The organism is Streptomyces sp. NPDC005303 (genome assembly GCF_040607335.1).
Classification (GTDB): Bacteria; Actinomycetota; Actinomycetes; order Streptomycetales; family Streptomycetaceae; genus Streptomyces.
In genome coordinates, this window is record NZ_JBEXGM010000009.1 from 203,757 (window position 1) to 222,473 (window position 18,717).

At 72.0% G+C, this 18,717-nt stretch carries 21 protein-coding genes and 1 riboswitch; of the genes, 10 read left to right on the plus strand and 11 right to left on the minus strand.

All coding sequences use genetic code 11. The features are described from left to right. Positions 1–72: 72 nt before the first annotated feature. The 7 genes from ABZT93_RS16480 to ABZT93_RS16510 form a co-directional block, all read right to left on the minus strand. Positions 73–849 (minus strand): urease accessory protein UreD, encoded by a 777-nt coding sequence (locus ABZT93_RS16480; protein WP_356104677.1) that lies wholly within the window; start codon positions 847–849, stop codon positions 73–75. Then, entirely contained in the window at positions 837–1,514 is a 678-nt protein-coding gene (gene ureG / locus ABZT93_RS16485) for an urease accessory protein UreG (RefSeq protein ID WP_356104680.1), read from the minus strand. Before ureG ends, ABZT93_RS16480 begins: the two co-directional genes overlap by 13 nt. A gap of 106 nt (positions 1,515–1,620) precedes the next feature. Continuing rightward, positions 1,621–2,295 (minus strand): urease accessory UreF family protein, encoded by a 675-nt coding sequence (locus ABZT93_RS16490; RefSeq protein ID WP_356104683.1) that lies wholly within the window; start codon positions 2,293–2,295, stop codon positions 1,621–1,623. A gap of 13 nt (positions 2,296–2,308) precedes the next feature. Next, entirely contained in the window at positions 2,309–4,030 is a 1,722-nt protein-coding gene (locus ABZT93_RS16495; RefSeq protein WP_356104687.1) for an urease subunit alpha, read from the minus strand. Further along, entirely contained in the window at positions 4,023–4,334 is a 312-nt protein-coding gene (locus ABZT93_RS16500; RefSeq protein ID WP_190050893.1) for an urease subunit beta, read from the minus strand. Before ABZT93_RS16500 ends, ABZT93_RS16495 begins: the two co-directional genes overlap by 8 nt. A 9-nt stretch (positions 4,335–4,343) precedes the next feature. Then, positions 4,344–4,646, minus strand: a complete 303-nt coding sequence (locus ABZT93_RS16505) for an urease subunit gamma (protein ID WP_010355509.1) — start codon at positions 4,644–4,646, stop codon at positions 4,344–4,346. Positions 4,647–4,778: 132 nt separating this feature from the next. Next, the gene (locus tag ABZT93_RS16510; RefSeq protein ID WP_356104692.1) at positions 4,779–5,408 is read right to left on the minus strand and encodes a TetR/AcrR family transcriptional regulator; all 630 of its coding nucleotides are present in this window, start codon (positions 5,406–5,408) and stop codon (positions 4,779–4,781) included. Between the two features lie 123 nt (positions 5,409–5,531). Between ABZT93_RS16510 and ABZT93_RS16515 the strand changes: the two genes are divergently transcribed. Further along, complete coding sequence (locus ABZT93_RS16515; RefSeq protein ID WP_356104695.1) at positions 5,532–6,518, plus strand: ABC transporter permease; 987 nt, start codon at positions 5,532–5,534, stop codon at positions 6,516–6,518. A gap of 72 nt (positions 6,519–6,590) precedes the next feature. On the opposite strand, the gene ABZT93_RS16520 is transcribed toward ABZT93_RS16515, so the two are convergent. Next, positions 6,591–6,869, minus strand: a complete 279-nt coding sequence (locus tag ABZT93_RS16520) for a type II toxin-antitoxin system Phd/YefM family antitoxin (protein WP_356104697.1) — start codon at positions 6,867–6,869, stop codon at positions 6,591–6,593. 73 nt (positions 6,870–6,942) lie between these two features. Between ABZT93_RS16520 and ABZT93_RS16525 the strand changes: the two genes are divergently transcribed. From ABZT93_RS16525 to ABZT93_RS16535, 3 genes are all read left to right on the plus strand, one after another. After that, positions 6,943–7,578, plus strand: a complete 636-nt coding sequence (locus ABZT93_RS16525; RefSeq protein ID WP_356104700.1) for an ATP-dependent Clp protease proteolytic subunit — start codon at positions 6,943–6,945, stop codon at positions 7,576–7,578. 7 nt (positions 7,579–7,585) lie between these two features. Beyond that, on the plus strand, positions 7,586–7,891 hold the full coding sequence (locus ABZT93_RS16530) for a hypothetical protein (RefSeq protein ID WP_356104702.1): 306 nt from the start codon (positions 7,586–7,588) through the stop codon (positions 7,889–7,891). Between the two features lie 346 nt (positions 7,892–8,237). Next, positions 8,238–8,449: riboswitch (cyclic di-AMP (ydaO/yuaA leader) on the plus strand. 3 nt (positions 8,450–8,452) lie between these two features. Continuing rightward, positions 8,453–8,926 (plus strand): C40 family peptidase, encoded by a 474-nt coding sequence (locus ABZT93_RS16535; RefSeq protein ID WP_356104705.1) that lies wholly within the window; start codon positions 8,453–8,455, stop codon positions 8,924–8,926. 347 nt (positions 8,927–9,273) lie between these two features. Here ABZT93_RS16535 and ABZT93_RS16540 read toward each other — a convergent pair whose 3' ends face one another. After that, a complete protein-coding gene (locus tag ABZT93_RS16540) occupies positions 9,274–9,732 on the minus strand; it encodes an ATP-binding protein (RefSeq protein ID WP_356104707.1) in 459 nt (152 codons plus the stop codon). Between the two features lie 214 nt (positions 9,733–9,946). Between ABZT93_RS16540 and ABZT93_RS16545 the strand changes: the two genes are divergently transcribed. Next, a complete protein-coding gene (locus tag ABZT93_RS16545) occupies positions 9,947–10,807 on the plus strand; it encodes a helix-turn-helix transcriptional regulator (protein WP_356104709.1) in 861 nt (286 codons plus the stop codon). Positions 10,808–10,816: 9 nt separating this feature from the next. Then, positions 10,817–11,038 (plus strand): DUF397 domain-containing protein, encoded by a 222-nt coding sequence (locus tag ABZT93_RS16550; RefSeq protein ID WP_031039795.1) that lies wholly within the window; start codon positions 10,817–10,819, stop codon positions 11,036–11,038. Between the two features lie 40 nt (positions 11,039–11,078). On the opposite strand, the gene ABZT93_RS16555 is transcribed toward ABZT93_RS16550, so the two are convergent. Beyond that, complete coding sequence (locus ABZT93_RS16555) at positions 11,079–12,206, minus strand: 8-amino-7-oxononanoate synthase (protein ID WP_356104712.1); 1,128 nt, start codon at positions 12,204–12,206, stop codon at positions 11,079–11,081. Between the two features lie 148 nt (positions 12,207–12,354). On the opposite strand from ABZT93_RS16555, the gene bioB reads away from it, so the two are divergent. From bioB to bioD, 3 genes are read left to right on the plus strand one after another with little or no spacing between them, the layout of a single operon-like run. Beyond that, the gene (bioB, locus tag ABZT93_RS16560; protein ID WP_356104715.1) at positions 12,355–13,569 is read left to right on the plus strand and encodes a biotin synthase BioB; all 1,215 of its coding nucleotides are present in this window, start codon (positions 12,355–12,357) and stop codon (positions 13,567–13,569) included. Beyond that, positions 13,562–14,848, plus strand: a complete 1,287-nt coding sequence (locus ABZT93_RS16565) for an adenosylmethionine--8-amino-7-oxononanoate transaminase (protein WP_356104717.1) — start codon at positions 13,562–13,564, stop codon at positions 14,846–14,848. Before bioB ends, ABZT93_RS16565 begins: the two co-directional genes overlap by 8 nt. A gap of 1 nt (position 14,849) precedes the next feature. Then, positions 14,850–15,566: a dethiobiotin synthase gene (gene bioD, locus ABZT93_RS16570; protein WP_356104720.1), complete on the plus strand. Its 717-nt coding sequence runs from the start codon at positions 14,850–14,852 to the stop codon at positions 15,564–15,566. A 50-nt stretch (positions 15,567–15,616) separates the two neighbouring features. Here bioD and ABZT93_RS16575 read toward each other — a convergent pair whose 3' ends face one another. Then, on the minus strand, positions 15,617–17,839 hold the full coding sequence (locus tag ABZT93_RS16575; protein WP_356104840.1) for a LuxR C-terminal-related transcriptional regulator: 2,223 nt from the start codon (positions 17,837–17,839) through the stop codon (positions 15,617–15,619). 118 nt (positions 17,840–17,957) lie between these two features. Between ABZT93_RS16575 and ABZT93_RS16580 the strand changes: the two genes are divergently transcribed. Next, positions 17,958–18,644, plus strand: a complete 687-nt coding sequence (locus tag ABZT93_RS16580; RefSeq protein WP_356104723.1) for a triacylglycerol lipase — start codon at positions 17,958–17,960, stop codon at positions 18,642–18,644. Positions 18,645–18,717: the final 73 nt, after the last annotated feature.

Consider the following 18,717-nt stretch of genomic DNA (forward strand, 5'->3'; position numbering starts at 1 on the left):
AGTGACTGTGCACAGGGTTTGTTGGGGTTCTTTGCCAATCCGATAAACGGAAGAACCTGTTCGCTCGGCGGACTAGGGGTCCAGCGCCGCCAGCGCCGCGTCCAGCACCCGGCGCAACAGCAGAGCGTCCGGGGCCACGGCGGTGACCAGCGCGGCGGGTCCGGCGAGGGGCACGACGGCGGCGCCCTCGCCGAGCACCTGCGCCGACACCGGCTCGTCGGCGAACTCCGGCCGTACGACAAGGAGCTGGCCGACCGCCCGGTGCCCCGCGAGCACGGCCGGACCGTCCCAGCCGCCCGGCGCCCCGGGACCGCAGGCCAGCTCCTGATCGAGCACGGTCCGTCCCGCGACCCGCAGCACGAGCCGGCTGGTGAGCCGCCCGGGCTCCTCCCCCACCCGCCCGAGGACCTGCTCCTCCCGCAGCACGAGCCGGGCCGACGCCCCGAGGTCGATCCGCGTGCCGACATACAGGTCGCTGCCGCCCGCGCAGATCAACTGCTCGGGCAGCCAGCGCAGTTCGCCTCCGTCAGCGACGGTGAGCCGTACGTCGTAGCGGGCCTCGCCCTTGGTCTGCCCCGGCAGGGCGATGGTGGCGGCGGCCGATCCGACACGCAGCCGGGCGCCTTCGCGAACGTCGGCCGCCACGGTGAAGTGGTCCCCGCCGAGGGGCCCGCTCATCGCGCCGACGAGCATGATCCGCGTCTCCGCACCGCTCCCGCGGGTCCGCCGCAGCGCCAGCGGCCCGTCGCTCTCCAGCACGGGAAGGGTCGTGCCGCCGCGCCCGTCGTCGCGCGCGACCATCCGGGCGGTGGCCCGCACGCCGGTCACGGCCGCGGTCACGCCGTCCACGCGGCGAGCCGCGTCCGCACCCACTCGGCGACGGCGGTGACGCCGGCCTCGCTGCGGAGGGACTGGAAGACGACGGGGAGTTCGGCGCGCTGGGCCTTGGCGTCGGCGGCCATCCGCGCGAGGTCGGAGCCGACGTACGGGGCCAGGTCGGTCTTGTTGACGATGAGCAGGTCGGCGGTGGTGACGCCGGGGCCGCCCTTGCGCGGGATGTCGTCTCCGCCGGCCACGTCGATGACGAAGATCTGGGCGTCCACCAGGCCCTTGGAGAAGGTGGCGGTGAGATTGTCGCCGCCGCTCTCCACGAGGATCAGGTCCAGGGGGCCGACCTCGTCCTCCAGGTCCTCGACCGCTTCCAGGTTGGCGGAGATGTCGTCCCTGATCGCGGTGTGCGGGCAGGCGCCGGTCTCCACGGCGGTGATCCGCTCGGGGGGCAGCACGGCTTCCCTGAGCAGGAACTCGGCGTCCTCGCGGGTGTAGATGTCGTTGGTGACGACGGCGAGGGACAGCTCGTCGCGCAGGGCTCGGCAGAGGGCGGCGACGGTGGCGGTCTTGCCGGAGCCCACGGGGCCGCCGAGGCCGATACGCAGGGCTCTGCGGGAGCCGTCTTTGCGGTGGGCGTCGGCACTTAGCGCTGTGGGGCCGTCGTGAGAGTGGTCGAGGTGCATGTGCGGCTCCTGTAGGGGTTCAAAGGTTCGTGGCCGGGTGCGGGTGTGGGGGGCTGGTCGCGCAGTTCCCCGCGCCCCTCAAAGACGGTGGGTGGCCTGCGGCTCGCTACGATGCGAACAGGCGTACTGGCCATGCCGCATGCAGTTCCGCCCCGATCTCCAGCAACGGAGCGGACGCCGACGGCAATGCGTCGACACCCTCCTCGACCGCTCTCCACGCCGCCTCCACCGCCTGAGCCGCGACCCGGTCCAACTCCGGCGTCAGCCGGGCCAGTACGGCTGTCGCGTCGAAGGGGTCCAGGCTCAGCAGGCGGACCGTCGCGCTCGCCGGGCCGCTCACGCTCTCGTACGCCGCGCAGTAGGCGGCGTCCACGGGCTCCAGGCCCGCCGCGCGTGCCGCCAGGCCCAGCACCACCGGCTGGTGGGCTCCCTTGGGGAACTGCCGTGCCAGCGCGTCGAGTTCCGGGGACGGCCAGGTCGCCCGGGCGGCCCGCATCAGCTGGCGGCCCAGTTTGCGGGCGGCGCCCCGCAGGGCGGGGGACGGCGTGCGGGCGTCCGCCGCCTCGTCCAACTGCCGTGGATCCAGACCGAGTACGGCCGCTGCGGCCAGCGCCGAGGACACCAGGCCTGTCGTGAGCAGCCGTCCGCGGCAGAAGGACTCCAGGCTCTCCGCTCCGGTGATGCGCCCCGCCTTGACGGCTTCCTCCGCCCCGCCGGAGTGCGCGTGCCCTCCGGCGGGGAACCGGCCGTCGGCCAGGACGAGAAGTGCGGCCCGTGACATCACAACCCCGCCATCAGAAGAGGAAGTAACGCTGGGCCATGGGCAGTTCGGCCGCCGGTGTGGCCTCCACCAGCTCCCCGTCGATGTGCACGGCGAAGCTGTCGGGGTCGACGCGGACGTCGGGCCGGGCGTCGTTCTCCCGCATGTCGGCCTTGGTGACCCCGCGCGTCGACTCGGTCGCCACGAACCGCTTCCCGAGCTGGAGCCGCTCCGGCAGTCCGTCCTCGATGGCCAGGGGCGCCACGAAGTTGAAGGAGTTCGCGGCGGGGGCCCGCCCGATCGCCCCGTACATCGGCCGGGGAAGGATCGGCTGCGGGGTCGGGATGGACGCGTTCGCGTCGCCCATCTGCGCGTAGGCGATCTGCCCGCCCTTGATCACCAGATGCGGCTTGACCCCGAAGAACGCGGGCTCCCACAGCACCAGGTCGGCCAGCTTGCCCGTCTCCACGGAACCCACCTCGTGCGCGAGTCCCTGGGCGACGGCGGGGTTGATCGTGTACTTGGCGACATAGCGCCGTACCCGGTGGTTGTCCGCCTGCCCGTCACCCGGCAGCGCACCTCGGCGCCGCTTCATGACGTGCGCGGTCTGCCAGGTCCGCATGATGACCTCGCCGACGCGTCCCATGGCCTGGGCGTCGGAGGAGATGATCGAGATGGCGCCCAGGTCGTGCAGGATGTCCTCGGCGCCGATGGTCGTGGGGCGGATGCGGGACTCGGCGAAGGCGAGGTCCTCCGGCACCGCCGCGTTGAGGTGGTGGCACACCATCAGCATGTCGAGGTGTTCCTCGGCGGTGTTGACGGTGAAGGGCCGGGTCGGGTTGGTCGAGCTCGGCAGCACGTGCGGCTGGGAGACCACGGTCATGATGTCCGGCGCGTGCCCGCCGCCCGCACCCTCGGTGTGGTAGGCGTGGATGCCCCGGCCGGCGATCGCGGCGAGCGTGTCGCCGACGAATCCGGCCTCGTTCAGGGTGTCCGTGTGGATGGCGACCTGGATGCCGGTCCGCTCGGCGACCGTCAGCGAGGCGTCGATGACGGCCGGGGTCGAGCCCCAGTCCTCATGCAGCTTGAGGCCGAGCGCGCCCCCGCGGATCTGGGACAGCATCGCCTCGTGGGAGACGGTGTTGCCCTTGCCGAGGAAGCCGATGTTGAGCGGGTACTGCTCCATCGCCTCCAGCATCCGGGCGAGATGCCAGGGGCCGGGGGTGACGGTGGTGGCCTTGGAGCCCTCGGCGGGGCCGGTGCCGCCGCCGACCAGGGTGGTGACTCCCGCGGACAGCGCCTCGTCGGCGATCTGCGGGCAGATGAAGTGGACGTGCGCGTCGACGCCACCGGCGGTGAGGATCCGGCCGTTGCCCGCGATGATCTCGGTCTCGGGGCCGATCACCAGGTCGGGGTGCACCCCGTCCATGGTGTCGGGGTTGCCCGCCTTGCCGATCCCGGTGATCCGGCCGTCGCGGATGCCGACGTCGGCCTTGACAACACCCCAGTGGTCGACGACGACCGCGCCCGTGATGACCGTGTCGGGGGTGCCGTCTGCGCGCGTAGCACGCGACTGTCCCATCGACTCACGGATGACCTTGCCGCCGCCGAACACGGCCTCGTCACCGGCGAGCCCGGGACCGCCGCTGCGGTCCTCCTCGACCTCGATCAGCAGATCGGTGTCGGCGAGCCGGATGCGGTCGCCGGTGGTGGGGCCGAACAGGTCGGCGTAGGCGGCACGAGAGATCTCAGGCATCGAGGGCACCTCCGGTCTCCCCGCGCAGGCCCGGCACCACGCGGGCACCGGTGAGCGGGACGAGTTCCACGTCGACCGGGATCCCGGGCTCGAAGCGCACGGCGGTGCCGGCGGCGACGTTCAGCCGCTTGCCGCGCGCCGCGGCGCGGTCGAACTCCAGGCCGGGGTTGGCCTCGGCGAAGTGGTAGTGGGAGCCGACCTGGACGGGCCGGTCGGCGGCGTTGAGGACGGTCAGCCGGGTGACCTCACGGCCCTCGTTGTAGGCAATCGGCCCGTCGGCGAAGAGGATCTCTCCGGGAATCATTGGGGCCCCTCAGACGATCGGGTCGTGGACGGTGACGAGCTTGGTGCCGTCCGGGAAGGTCGCCTCGACCTGGACGTCGTGGATCATCTCGGGGATGCCCTCCATGACGTCGTCCCGGGTGAGCAGCTTGCGCCCGGAGGCCATGAGTTCGGCGACGGTACGGCCGTCACGCGCGCCTTCGAGGATGTGCGACGTGATGAGGGCGACCGCCTCGGGGTGGTTGAGCTTGAGCCCACGGGCCCGGCGCTTCTCGGCCACGTCGGCCGCCACATGGATGAGCAGCCTCTCTTGCTCGTGCGGGGTCAGTTGCACGTCCCACCTCACAGTCCTCGCTCCGGACCGTGCGGGGTCCGGCTGCCGCAGCCCCGGGGCAAAGTCCCTGGTGGCGTGGATCCGCAGGCTAGTTGGATCCGGTTTCAGGCACGTTAACCGAGCTGTGATCCGTCAGCGCGTGCCGGCTTCCTCCCGCACGCTCATCAGCGCCCGCAGACCGTCACTCAGGACCTCGGCGGGCGTCGGCCCGAACAGCGCCTGCTGCGCGAGGAAGCCCATGGCGGCCGCCATCATCGTGCGGGCCACGTGCTCCGGGGGTACGTCCGGGCGCATCGTCCCGGCGTCCTGGTACGCCCCGACGATCCGCGTCCAGGTCTCGCGCACGGCGCCGTAGCCCTCGCGCAGGACGGTGGCGAGCTCCTCGTTGCGGAGGGTCTCGGTCCACACCTGGACGACCAGACGCGGGAACGCCGGACGCCCGTCGACGGTCACGGACTCCTTGGTGGCGAGGACGCGGCCGAGCACCGACGCCACCAGGACGTCCGGAGGCGGGAGCGGGCTGCTGCGGGCGGCTTCCTCGAAACCCTCGTGGACCTGGCCGAGCACCTCCCCGACGATCGCGCCGATGAGTTCCTCCTTGCCGCTGAAGTAGCGGTACACGGCCCCGGCCGAGAGGTCGACCTCCCTCAGGACGTCCTGCATGGACGTGGCGTGGAAGCCGTTGCGGGCGAAGCAGACCGCCGCACCGTCGAGGATCTGCCGACGCCTGGCGTCGAGGTGTGCCTGGGATACGCGAGCCATGGCGCCAAAATAAAACGAACATTCCTTCTTGACAAGGTGCGACGACGGCGAGACGGTGGCGTGGAACCTAAAACGAACGATCCTTCTTTTTACGGGGCTGCTTCGGCTCCGGAGAGGACCACCATGTCCACCCGTCGCCTGATCGCGGTCGTCGTCCTCGTGCCCCTGCTCGCCACCGTGGCTCTGTGGGCCTTCGCCTGGCCCGCCGCCCGCACCGCCCCGCGTGACCTGCCGCTCGGCGTGGCCGGGCCGGCCGCCGCGACCGCACAGGTGGAGAAACAGCTGCGGCAGCACGAGGGCGCCTTCGAGATCCACCGCTATGCCGACGAGAGGGCCGCGCGGGCGGCGATCGAGGAGCGGACCGTATACGGCGCGGTCGTCGTCACCGCACAGGGCCCCGAGCTGCTCACCGCGTCGGCCGCGAGCCCGGTCGTGGCCCAGCTCCTCCAGCAGGCGGTGACCCGGCAGGCCGCGGCGAGCGGCGGCGAGGTGAGGACGGTGGACGTCGTCCCGGCCCCGGCGTCCGACCCGAGGGGTGCGGCCCTGAGTTCCTCCGTGCTGCCGCTGGCACTGAGCGGCATCATCGCGGGCGCGCTCGTGACCCTGCTCGGACTGAGCGGTCTGCGTGCCGTGACCGCGCTGGTCCTCTGCGCCGCGCTGGTGGGCGTCATCGCGGCCACCCTTGCCCACAGCTGGCTCGGCGCCCTCACCGGGAACTGGTGGGCGGAGGCGGGAACACTCGCCCTGGCGACGCTGGCCGTGAGCGGGGCCGTCGCGGGACTCGCCGCCCTGGCCGGGCAGGCGGGGATCGGCGCCGCCGCGTTCCTGGTGATGTTCCTCGGCAACCCGTTCTCCGGTGCCGCCTCCGCCCCGCAGTTGCTGCCCGAGCCGGTCGGCACGATCGGCCAGTGGCTGCCGCCGGGCGCGAGCGCGACCCTGCTGCGCTCGGTGTCCTTCTTCGACGGCGCGGCGGCGACCGGGCCCGCCCTGACGCTCACCTGGTGGGCCGTGCTGGGCCTGGGTGCCGTACTGGTGGGGAACGCACTGAAGTCGCGGGCGAGGAACGCCGTATCCGCCGCCGACGACCGCGAACTCGCCCCCGTCGGCTGACCACCCGCTCCCCCTTGCCCCTGCCCCCGGCCGCGACGGCGACCGGGGGCTCACACGTCTCCGCGGGGGCCTCTACGCGGGCCCGGCCCCCCGGTGATGCGCGGCGATGCCGAACCGCTGCTGTTCGCGAGGAGCGGACGCGACCTCCCGCACGGTGGAGACCGCGCTGATCACCGGCTCCTCGACGGGCTCCTGCAACTCCTCCAGCCGTTCGAGGTCAGCGGCGGAGACCAGGGCGACCAGCGGCTTTCCATGCCGTGTGACGACGACACGCTCGCCGCCGTACACCACCCGGTTGATCAGGTCGGCGAGTTCAGCCCTGGCTTGCGTCACCGGAATCTCGTAGGCCATACCCCCATCATAACGTCACGTACGTCCTGTACATTTTTTACAGACAGCTGTCCGCAGCGAGGAGGGGTACGCCATGACCCGACCGACCGCCCGTTACGTCCTGCCCGAGTTCCATGAGCGCACGAGCTCCGGGCAGAAGACGATGGATCCGTACTCGAAGCTGCTGGAGGAGCGGATCGTCTTCCTCGGGACGCGGATCGACGACACCTCGGCGAACGATCTGATGGCGCAGTTCATGTACCTCGAGTACCAGGACCCGGACCGGGACATCTCGCTGTACATCAACTCCCCCGGCGGCTCGTTCAGCGCGATGTCGGCGATCTACGACACGATGCAGTACGTCAGCTGCGACGTGGAGACCACGTGTCTCGGGCAGGCCGGCTCTTCCGCGGCAGTGCTGCTGGCGGCGGGCACCCCGGGCAAGCGGTCGGTACTGCCGGGCGCCCGGGTGGTGATCCACCAGCCCGCACTGAGCGAGCCGGTGCAGGGACAGGCCAGCGATCTGGCCATCCAGGCGGACGAGTTGCTCCGGGTGCGGGCCCGCCTGGAGGAGATGCTCGTCCGACACACCGGGCGCAGCCCCGAGCAGGTGAGCGCCGACATCGAGCGGGACAAGATCCTGGACGCGCAGGGCGCCCTGGACTACGGCCTGGCGGACGCGATCGTCCCGAGCCGCAAGTCCTCGCGCACCGCTCCGGGCGCGAGGTGAGTCGCACATGGTGCCGGACCTGCCACCGCTGCCCGCGCTCACACGCGCCGAGGGCGAGCTGATCGACCGTTATCTCGACGTGGTCGACCTGCTGGGCCGGATCAACCCGGCCCGGCGCGAGGACACCTACGGCGGACTGCGCGCGGCGCAGGCGCTGGTGAGCAGGGCCGCCGAACTGCGCGACGCGCTGGTGCTGATGCACGGCCGCGGAGAGCGCGAACTGCACGCGGAGACGCTGGCGCGGGCCCTACGGGTCCTGGACGGAGAGCGGCGTACGGCCAGGGTCACGGTGCCGTCCGAGCCCGGCAATTGACGCATTGACGCATTGACAGTGCCTCCGGATGTTCCCCGGGTCTGACGGGGCGTCCGGGGCGCGGTTGAAACGGACCAAAAGACGTACCGCCGTTTGCAGGAGGCGCGGCTCCTTTTTCGCGACCGTCCAGCTTGCGCAACGCGCGTGGTTCAGGTGCGGAATGAGGAGTTTCTGTGCTGGTCGAGGGGGCCGTGGACCCCTGGACGCCCCTTCGAGCGCTCAGGTGTCCACCCGAACGGGTGAGTGGTGAGTAACAACACAAATCCCCGGTTCCATTGGGTTTTTGGGACATCCGTGCGCCAAGATCCCTGACTGACGACAAGCCCCCGCCGCAGCGGCGGGGCGATCCGGGCGGACGCCGAGTCCTGCCGCCGCCCGGATGACCGGTCGACAGGAGTGGATCGGCAGGAGTGGAGGACCCAAGCACGACGGGTCGCCGGAACGGTCACGCCATGACCGGGCCGAGCAGCCCTTGGGGTGAAGCCGCGTCAGCGGCCGGGCAACTTCGCCAGCCCGAATCCGACAGGTCATCCTTCACAGGCGGCTGACGAAGGGTTGCGCATGACTGCGCTCAATCGTGTCCCGTCGCTGATGGTCCGGGCCGGTACGGCCTCGGCCTTCGCCATCGCCGCAGTGGGCGGCTCCGTCGTGGTCCCGGGCGTCGCAGCCGACGCCGCCGCCGCGACACCGGCGACGCAGGCGCTCAAGGTAGCGGCCTCGAAGAAGGGCTCGCCGTACAAGTACGGCGCCACCGGGCCGCGCCGCTTCGACTGCTCAGGGCTCACGCTGTACTCGTTCAAGAAGGCGGGCAAGAAGCTCCCGCGCACGGCGGCCCAGCAGTACAACAAGACCCGCCACATCGGCGCGGGCAGCCGCAAGGCCGGCGACCTGGTGTTCTTCCACTCGGGTTCGAACGTCTACCACGTCGGCATCTACGCCGGGAAGGGAAAGATCTGGCACGCCCCGAAGACCGGGGACGTGGTGAGGCTGCAGAAGATCTGGACGAAGAGCGTCTGGTACGGCCGGGTCAAGTGACACCCCCGAGGGGGCGGCGGCGACCTGACCTCCCGCCGTCCCCTCGGGCTCCCGGGGGCGCGTGACGCGACCTGCTGGAGCGCGCGCCGACCGCAACTCAGGCGAGTCCCCTGCCCCTTCCGGCACGCCACATACACCTGTAGTGGCTGCTCCTCCGACTGGTCCGACGAGCGGGACCGGCCGAGGAACACAGATCGACCCCTGTGCGTCCGGGCTTCTTGTCCGACGCAGCGCGAGGTGACCAGGCCGCGAGCAACGGCCCGGCCAGGAGCCTCGCCCCACAGCCGTCCACGGGCCTGCGCCGACTCCGGCGACGTCCGGGGCCGCCCCAGCCGGTCCGACCTCTCCTACGGCTCCTGCTGCCCCGCCGCGGTGACCGGCTCCGCGGGGACCGTCCACGGGAGTTCGATGGAGACGGTCTTGCCGCCCTCCCCGGTGGGCCTGACTCTCAGCCTGCCGCCGTACTCGGCGGCGAGCCAGCGGATGATCACCATGCCCCGCCCGTTGTCCTGCTGAACCGCGGCCGGCAGCCGCTTGGGAAAGCGCGGGTGGCTGTCGGTGACCCCGATGCGCAGTTGTTCGTCACGGTCCAGCGCGATGTCCACCGTGAAGGTGGGTGACTGCCCGAACGTGTGCTGTACGGCGTTGGTGGCGAGTTCGGAGACGATGAGCCGGACGGTCTCGGCGGCATCCGTGGTGGACGGCAGCCCCCACTCCGCCAGTGTGCTGAGGACATAGGTGCGGGCCGCGGAGACCGAGGCGGGTTCGCTCGGCAGAGTGACGGATGCTTCCAGGTGGTCTGCCATGGCGACGTCGTCCCTTTCCCACGGGACCGGAGTCCGACACGGTGCGGATGGTTCGAGTACGGTCCCGGACTGGTGGTTCATCGCCAGAGTGCCATCACCGGGGCTGCGACGGGTGCCGATCCACCAAGATGTGCATATATCTGTCGCTCGAAGCGGTGAACTCTGCGACGCGAGACCGTATTTGGGCGGCTCGTAAGGAGTAAGGAGTAGCGCCATGCAGCACGGCCCCGCGGTGCGCCGGCGAAAACTGGGCGCCGAACTGCGTGCATTGCGCGCGAGTGCGGGGCTCACCAGCGGTGAGGCGGCCCGGCTCGTGGGCTGGCACCAGTCGAAGGTGAGCCGCATCGAGACCGGGGCGAGCGGGGTGAAACCGGACGATGTGCGGTTACTTCTCGACGCCTATCGCGTGGGGGACGCGAATCTGCGGGAGCTGTTGCTGGTATTGGCGGGCTCCGACGAGAACGGCGGCCGGCACCACTGGTGGCACGCGTACCGGGGTGTCCTGCCACCGACGTACCGGGACTTCATCAGTCTGGAGTCCCAGGCGAGCGCGATGCGCACGCTGGAGACCTCGGTCGTGCCCGGGTTGCTCCAGACGCCCGAGTACGCACGCGCGGTGACCCGGGCCGCGGTGGAGGGACTCGACGACGAACGTCTCGATGCGCTGGTCGAGGTCCGGCTGGCCCGGCAGGACATCCTTCGGGCGCAGCCGCCCCTGGAGTTGAGCGCGGTCCTGGACGAGGCGGTGCTGCGGCGGGAGGTCGGCGGTCCCGAGGTGATGGCCCGTCAGCGCCAGAGGCTCCTGGAGGCGGCCCGGCTGCCTCAAGTGCGGCTGCAGGTACTGCCGTTCACTGCCGGGGCGCATGTGGGTATCACCGGGCCTTTCGTAATCTTCTCATTTCCGCGCACTTCTGATCTGGATGTGGTTGTTCTCGACCACTTGACGAGTAGCCTCTACCTCGAGCGGAAAGAAGACCTCCAGGCCTACACCGAGGCCTTCAACACCCTTCGGATCCACGCCCTTTCGCCCGAGGACTCGTTGGATTACCTCGCCGGGATGGGTGACGGCGCGTAAGGAGGCACCATGTCTGCACTGCCTCGGAACGTAATCTCCAGTACCCGACTGCCCGAAGTGCGCTGGCTGCGCAGCAGCTACAGCACCGGGGCCAACAACTGCGTAGAGACAGCGAGGCCGTCGGCCGGGCCGTGTGCCGGGCTGCTCGCCGTACGCGACTCCAAGGACCCGGACGGACCCGCGCTGCTCTTCTCCCCCGAGAGCTGGGCGGGCTTCGTCCGCGCGTTCTGACCGGTTCGGTCCGTCGGGCGCACGACCGTGTCACGCCGACTCATGGTCGTGTCCCGCCGATCACCCGTACAGCGCGTTCGATCTGCTCCTCGGACAGGTCCGCACGGGCGGTCAGCCTGAGCCGTGAGATGCCGTCGGGCACGGAAGGGGGCCGGAAGCAGCCCACGAAGAGCCCGGCGGCACGGCAGTCGGCCGCCCACTGAACGGCCTCCTCCGGGGAGGGTGCGCGCACCGAGACCACCGCGGCGTCCGGACGTACCGCCTCCAGACCCGCGGCGGTCAGGCGTGCGTGCAGTCCGGTCGCCACCTCGCGCGCGCGTGCGGCCCGCTCGGGCTCACGGCCGAGCAGCCGCAGGGCCGCGAGGGCGGCTCCCGCCGCGGCGGGGGCCAGACCGGTGTCGAAGATGAACGTCCGTGCCGCGTTGACCAGGTGTTCGATGACCCGTGCGGGGCCGAGGACGGCGCCGCCCTGGCTGCCGAGCGACTTGGACAGCGTGACCGTGACGACCACGTCGTCGGCGCCCGCGAGCCCCGCCGCCTGCGGGGCCCCGCGGCCGCCGGCGCCGAGCACGCCCAGGCCGTGGGCGTCGTCGACGACCAGGCCCGCACCGTGCTCCCGGCATGCCTCGGCGAGGCCGGCCAGGGGCGCCGCGTCGCCGTCGACGGAGAAGACCGTGTCGGACACCGCGACGGCGGGCCCGTCGTGGGTGCCGAGCGCCTTGCGCACCGCGTCCGGGTCGGCGTGCGCGACGACCTGGGTCGTACCGCGGGCCAGCCGGCAGCCGTCGATGAGCGAGGCGTGGTTGCCCGCGTCGGAGACGATCAGCGAGCCGTGCGGCGCGAGCGCGGTGACGGCGGCCAGGTTCGCCGCGTATCCGGAGGAGAAGACGAGCGCCGCCTCGAAGCCGCAGAATTCGGCCAGTTCGCGCTCGAGTTCGGTGTGCAGCTCGGTGGTGCCGGTGACGAGCCGGGAGCCGGTGGCGCCGCCGCCCCAGGTCCGCGCGGCCGCCGCGGCGCCCGCCACGACCTCGGGATGGCGGGCGAGACCCAGGTAGTCGTTGCTCGCGAGATCGAGCAGCGGCGAGTCGGCCGGACGCGGCCGCAGGGTCCGTACGAGCCCGGCCTCGCGGCGCGCCAGCGCCTGCTCGTCGATCCAGCCGAACGCCATGGGTCCTCCGGGGCATTTGTAGACAACGGACAGACCCTAGCGGCAGCAAACGCTACCCACGGTGTGGCAATACCCACACGTCAATGCGGGTGTGTTGTGCGATCCCTACCTTGGCCCTGGGCGGGTCCGTAGGACAGGATCGGCTCTCATGGACCTGTTGAACACGCTGGTGGACAAGGGGCTTCGGCGCGAGCTGCCGACCCGCGAGGAGGCGCTGGCCGTGCTGGCCACCTCCGACGACGACCTGCTCGACGTGGTGGCCGCGGCCGGAAAGGTGCGCCGGCACTGGTTCGGACGGCGGGTGAAACTCAACTATCTCGTCAACCTGAAGTCCGGACTGTGCCCCGAGGACTGCTCCTACTGCTCCCAGCGGCTGGGCGCCGACACCGGCATCCTGAAGTACACCTGGCTCAAGCCCGACCAGGCCTCCCAGGCGGCGGCGGCCGGTCTGGCGGGGGGCGCCAAGCGGGTCTGCCTGGTGGCGTCCGGGCGCGGCCCGACCGACCGTGACGTGGACCGGGTCGCGGGCACCATCAAGGCCATCAAGGAGCAGAACGAGGGCGTCGAGGTGTGCGCATGCCTCGGTCTGCTCTCCGACGGCCAGGCCGAGCGGCTGCGCGAGGCGGGCGCGGACGCCTACAACCACAACCTGAACACGTCCGAGGCGACCTACGGCGACATCACGACCACGCACACCTACGCCGACCGCGTCGACACCGTGAACAAGGCGCACGCGGCCGGTCTGTCCGCCTGCTCGGGTCTGATCGCGGGCATGGGCGAGAGCGACGAGGACCTGGTCGACGTCGTCTACTCGCTGCGCGAGCTGGACCCCGACTCGGTTCCCGTCAACTTCCTGATCCCGGTCGAGGGCACCCCGCTGGCCAAGGAGTGGAACCTCACCCCGCAGCGCTGTCTGCGCATCCTGGCGATGGTCCGCTTCGTCTGCCCGGACGTCGAGGTCCGCATCGCGGGCGGCCGCGAGGTCCATCTGCGCACCATGCAGCCCCTCGCCCTCAACCTCGCCAACTCGATCTTCCTCGGCGACTACCTCACCACCGAGGGCCAGGCCGGCAAGGCCGACCTGGAGATGATCGCGGACGCCGGCTTCGAGGTGGAGGGCGCGGGCGAGGTGACACTGCCCGAACACCGGGTGTCGACAGGGGGCGGCTGCGGCTCCCACGAGAGTGCCGGGTGCGGCTCTCACGACAGTGCCGGCTGCGGCTCGCACGAGGGCGGCGGTGTCTGCGGTACGGCGGTCCCGGCCACGCCGGCCACGCCGGCCACGCCGGCCAACGAGGCCCGGACCGACCTGGTCGCCGTGCGCCGCCGGGGCGCCGGAACCGACCTCGCGCCCAATGCCTGATCTGCCCGTCCTGTCCGTGACGGAGCTGCTGGCGCTCGACCGGCGGCACGTGTGGCATCCGTACGGTCCGATGCCGGGCCGGGTCGACCCGCTCGTCGTGGAGTCGGCGAGCGGGGTGCGGCTGCGGCTCGCTGAGGGCCCGGAACTGGTCGACGGCATGTCCTCCTGGTGGTCGGCGATCCACGGCTACAACCACCCGGTGCTGAACGAGGCCGCGCACGAGCAGCTCGGGCGGATGAGCCATGTGATGTTCGGCGGGCTCACCCACGAGCCCGCCGTCCGACTCGCGAAGCTCCTTGTCGATATGTCTCCTGATGGTCTGGAGCATGTCTTCCTCGCCGACTCGGGTTCGGTGTCGGTCGAGGTCGCGGTGAAGATGTGCCTGCAGTACTGGCGCTCGCTGGGCCGTCCGGGCAAGCAGCGGCTGCTGACCTGGCGCGGCGGCTACCACGGCGACACCTGGCAGCCCATGTCGGTGTGCGACCCGGAGGGCGGGATGCACGAGCTGTGGTCCGGGGTGCTGCCCCGCCAGGTGTTCGTGGACGCGCCCCCGGCCGAGTTCGAGGAGTCGTACGCCGATCAGCTGCGCGCGGCGATCGAACGGCACGCGGACGAGCTGGCCGCGGTGATCGTGGAGCCGGTGGTGCAGGGCGCGGGCGGGATGCGGTTCCACTCCCCCGCGTATCTGCGGGTGCTGCGCGAGGCGTGCGACGCGCACGACGTGCTGCTGGTGTTCGACGAGATCGCCACCGGGTTCGGCCGCACGGGCGCCCTGTTCGCGGCGGAGCACGCGGCGGTGACGCCGGACGTGATGTGCGTGGGCAAGGCGCTGACCGGCGGCTATCTGACGATGGCGGCGACCCTGTGCACACCTCGGGTGGCCGACGGGATCTCGCGGGGCGAGGTCCCGGTGCTGGCCCACGGCCCCACCTTCATGGGCAACCCCCTCGCGGCCTCCGTCGCCTGCGCGTCGATCGGGCTGCTGCTCGGGCAGGACTGGCTCGCGGAGGTCAAGCGCATCGAGGCGGGGCTGCGGGACGGGCTGGAACCGGCGCGCGAGCTGCCGGGTGTGAAGGACGTCCGGGTGCTCGGTGCCATCGGGGTCGTACAGCTGGACCACGAGGTCGACATGAAGGCCGCGACCGAGGCCGCCGTGCGCGAGGGCGTGTGGCTGCGGCCGTTCCGCGACCTCGTCTACACGATGCCGCCCTACGTCACGGGAGACGAGGACGTGGCACGGATCACGCGTGCGGTGTGTGCCGCCGCGCTGGAGGGATGACATGCCGGTACTGGTGATCACGGGGACGGGCACGGAGGTCGGCAAGACGGTCACCACGGCCGCCGTCGCCGCCGCGGCGCTCGCCGCCGGGCAGACGGTCGCCGTCCTGAAGGCCGCGCAGACCGGCGTACGGCCGGACGAGCCCGGGGACGCCGAGGAGGTGGCCCGGCTCGCGGGCTCGGTGACGAGGGCCGAACTCGCCCGCTTTCCCGAGCCGTTGGCCCCGGCGACGGCCGCACGGCGGGCCGGTCTGCGGCCGGTGCGTCCCGCCGAGGTCGCGGAGGCCGCCGCCAAACTGGCCACCGAGCACGATCTGGTGCTGGTGGAGGGGGCGGGCGGGCTGCTCGTGCGCTTCGACGACGAGGGCGGGACCCTGGCCGACGCGGCGGCGCTGCTGCGGGCGCCGGTCCTGGTGGTGGCGTCGGCGGGCCTGGGCACGCTGAACACCACCGACCTGACGGCCCGTGAACTCAGCCGCCGCGGCCTTGACTTGGCGGGGGTGGTGATCGGCAGCTGGCCCGACTCCCCCGACCTCGCCTCGCGTTGCAACCTCGCCGACCTGCCGGACGTCTCCGGGTCTCCGCTGCTGGGCGCCCTGCCCGCCGGTGCGGGTGGGCTGGCGCCCGCCGACTTCCGCGCCGCGGCGCCGGGTTGGCTGGCTCCGCGACTGGACGGGACGTGGGACGCGGAGGCGTTCGGGGCGCGCGAGGCGCCCTGAGGAATCCCGGGACACCTCGCCGGAGCTGCGCGAGGTGCTCTGAAGGACCTCTAAGGCACCTCGCTGTCCGCGATGAGCCGCACCAGGTCGATCCGTGAGCGGATGCCCAACCGGGTGAAGACGCCCCGCAGATGGTGGTCGATCGTGCGGGGGCTCAGCGCCAGGCGGGCCGCGATCTCGCGGTTGGTGGCGCCCTCGGCGACCATGCGGGCGACCAGCAACTGCTGGGCCGTGAGGCGTGCGGTGGGATTCACGGCGTGGGTCGGGGCGGCGGGGGCGCCGAGCGCGCGGAGTTCGGCGCGGGCCCGGGCCGCGCAGTGGGGTGCTCCGAAGTGATCGAAGGCCTCCAGGGCGCTGCGGAGGCGGTCGCGTGCCTCCGTGCGGTGGCGCAATCGGCGCAGGGCGCTGCCGAACAGCAGCTCCGTGCGGGCGCGTTCGAAGTCGCGGGTGCCGTGCGCGTGGAGCTCGAGGGCGGTGCGGTAGTGCTCGACGGCCTCCTCGCCAGGGGCCAGCAGGGCTCGGCAGCGGGCACTGAGGGCGAGATCGTCGGGGCTGTCCACGGCCGTCGCCCAGCGGTGGTAGTCGGCGTGGGCGCCGCGCGCGATCCGGGTGTCGTCGGTGCGGACGGCGGCCTCGACGTAGTGCGGGGTGGCCAGGTGCCGGATGGCCCGGTGTCCGTGGCCGGGCCCGAACCCGGCGAGGGCGCGCAGCCGGGCCGCCGCGCCGACGAAGCGGCCGTCGGTGAGGTCGAGGAAGGCGAGCGCCCACTGGGCGAGGGCGGCCGGCAGGCCGAGTCCACGGGCGAGGGCGTACGAGCGCGCGGCGGCGGCGCGTGCACGGCAGGTGTCGGCGTCTCCGGTGATCGCCGCGAACATGGCGAGGGCGGCCTGGAGATGGCAGGCGCCGTTGTCCTGTCCGGTGGCGTACGACTGGTGCAGGGCCTCCGTCGCGGCGGCCTGTCCGGCCTGGGGGCGGCCGGTCCAGAAGTCGGCGTAGGCGCGGAACTCCATGGCCTGTGCCATGACGGCGATCGCGCCCCGGGTGCGGGCGGAGGCGGCGGCCCGGAGGGTCGCGGTGGCGGCGCGGGTGTGGTCGCCGAGCATCAGAGCCGCGATGCCGGCGTGCACGAGGAGGGTGGGGTCGCCGCCGGGGCCGCAGCGTCCGGCCGCCGCCTCCAGGAGGTCGCGGGCGTCCTCGTAGCGCCCCTCGAAGGCGGCCGCGAGTCCGCCGAGCGTGCCGGGCGGTGCGATCCCGAGCCGTCCGGCGACCCGGGCGGCCTCCCGGCAGCGGCGCAGGTCACCGGTGTAGACGGCGGCTTCGGTGGCGCGGGCGAGGAGGTGGGTGGCGGGGTCGGCGGACACCCCGGCGTCCCGTGCGGTGCCCCCTGCCTCTGGAGACTCGTTCCCTCCCCCGGGTCTCGCGCGGTGCGCCGCTGCCCCCAGGAGCGCGTCGAACGCCTCCGTGGCGTTGCCCGCGCGCAGCGCGAACAGACCCGAGAGGGCGTCGTCGGCCGTACCGTCGGCCGCGAGACGGCGGGCCCGGTCGCCGTCGCCGGCCTGCCAGGCGTCGGCGGCGGCACGTGTCACCAGACGGGAGCGTTCCGGCAGATCCGGGCAGAGCGTGGCGGCCCGCTCCAACAAGGCCCGCGCCAGATCGAGTTGGCCGGTGCCGCGGGCCTTGTCCGCGGAACCGCGCAGCTCCGCCGCGAGCCGTCCGCTCGGACCGAGCGCGCCCGCGCCGCGGTGCCAGGACCGGCGGGGGGTCTCGCCGTCGCCGCGCAGCACGCGGGCCAGCAGGCGGTGGACGGCACGGCGGTCGGCCGAGGAACCGGACTCGTACGCCGCGATCCTGGTCCAGGCGTCCCGGAAGACGACTCCGCCCGCCCCCGAGTGCGCCACGCCGACCGCCTCCGCGCTCTCCAGCGGGCGGGTGTCGAGGCGGGCGGCGGTGACCGCGCGGGGGAAGGCGTGGGTGGCGACCGGGTACTGGTCGGCGGCCGCGAGGAGCAGGAGGAGGCGGGTGTCGTCGGGCAGGGCCCGGATCTCCGCGCGTAGCGCGCGCAGTAGGGCCGGGGCGAGGTCGACGGGGTCGGTGGGGAGCGGGTCCAGACCGGCCGACTGGCGGTCGGTCAGCAGCGTCACGAGCTCGGCGGCGGCCCGCAGATCGCCGTAAACGGAATGCAGCAGCCGCACCCTGACGCCCTCGGGTAGGGCCGGGATCACGGGCTGGGGTGGCGAAGTGCGGGTCGGATGCGGAGGGTTCACCGGAGTCACCACACAACTCACGTTACTGGCGAGTTAATTGACACGTAAAGACCGGCGACTTCACCGATGCGCCGCGCGTAGAACCGCGCTGACACTCCTGACAACCCCACCCGTTTCAGGAGGCATCATGCAGCGCTTCGGGCGTCGCATCGCCGCGGCCGCCACGGCCGTGGTCACTTCTCTCCTTCTGGCACTCTCCTTCGCCGCGGTCCCCGCTCACGCGGCGACCCACAACCCGATCGTGTTCGTGCACGGGCTCAGCAGTGACGCGAGCAGCTGGGACGACTGGATCGCCGACTTCAAGGCGGACGGTTACACCGCGTCCGAGCTCGACGCCTGGTCGTACAGCTGGTCGCAGTCGAACGTGACCACCGCCCAGCAGTTGGCCACCGAGGTCCAGCGGGTCCTCAAGGCGACCGGCGCCTCGAAGGTCGACCTGGTCACCCACTCGATGGGCGCGCTGAGCGCCCGCTACTACCTGAAGAACCTCGGCGGCACGGCGTACGTGGACGACTTCGTCTCGGCCGCCGGCGTCAACCACGGGACGACCACGGCCTCCTGGTGCTCGTGGCTCTACACCTCGTGCGCGGAGATGTACACCGGCAGCTCCTTCCTCACGGCCCTCAACTCCGGCGACGAGACGCCGGGCGGTGTCACCTACGCCAGCTACTGGTCCAACTGCGACGACGCGCTCACCCCGGACACCACGGCGATCCTGACCGGCGCGACCAATGTCGAGGTCGGGTGCGTCTCGCACACCGACATGAACAACGACCACGGCGTCTACGAGCAGGTGCGCGACTTCGTGCGGTAGGCGCCCGCGGGGTGCGACGGGGTCCCGCGGGGGACAATCGCAGTGAGGCACGTCCTGTGAGGCACGTCCTGTG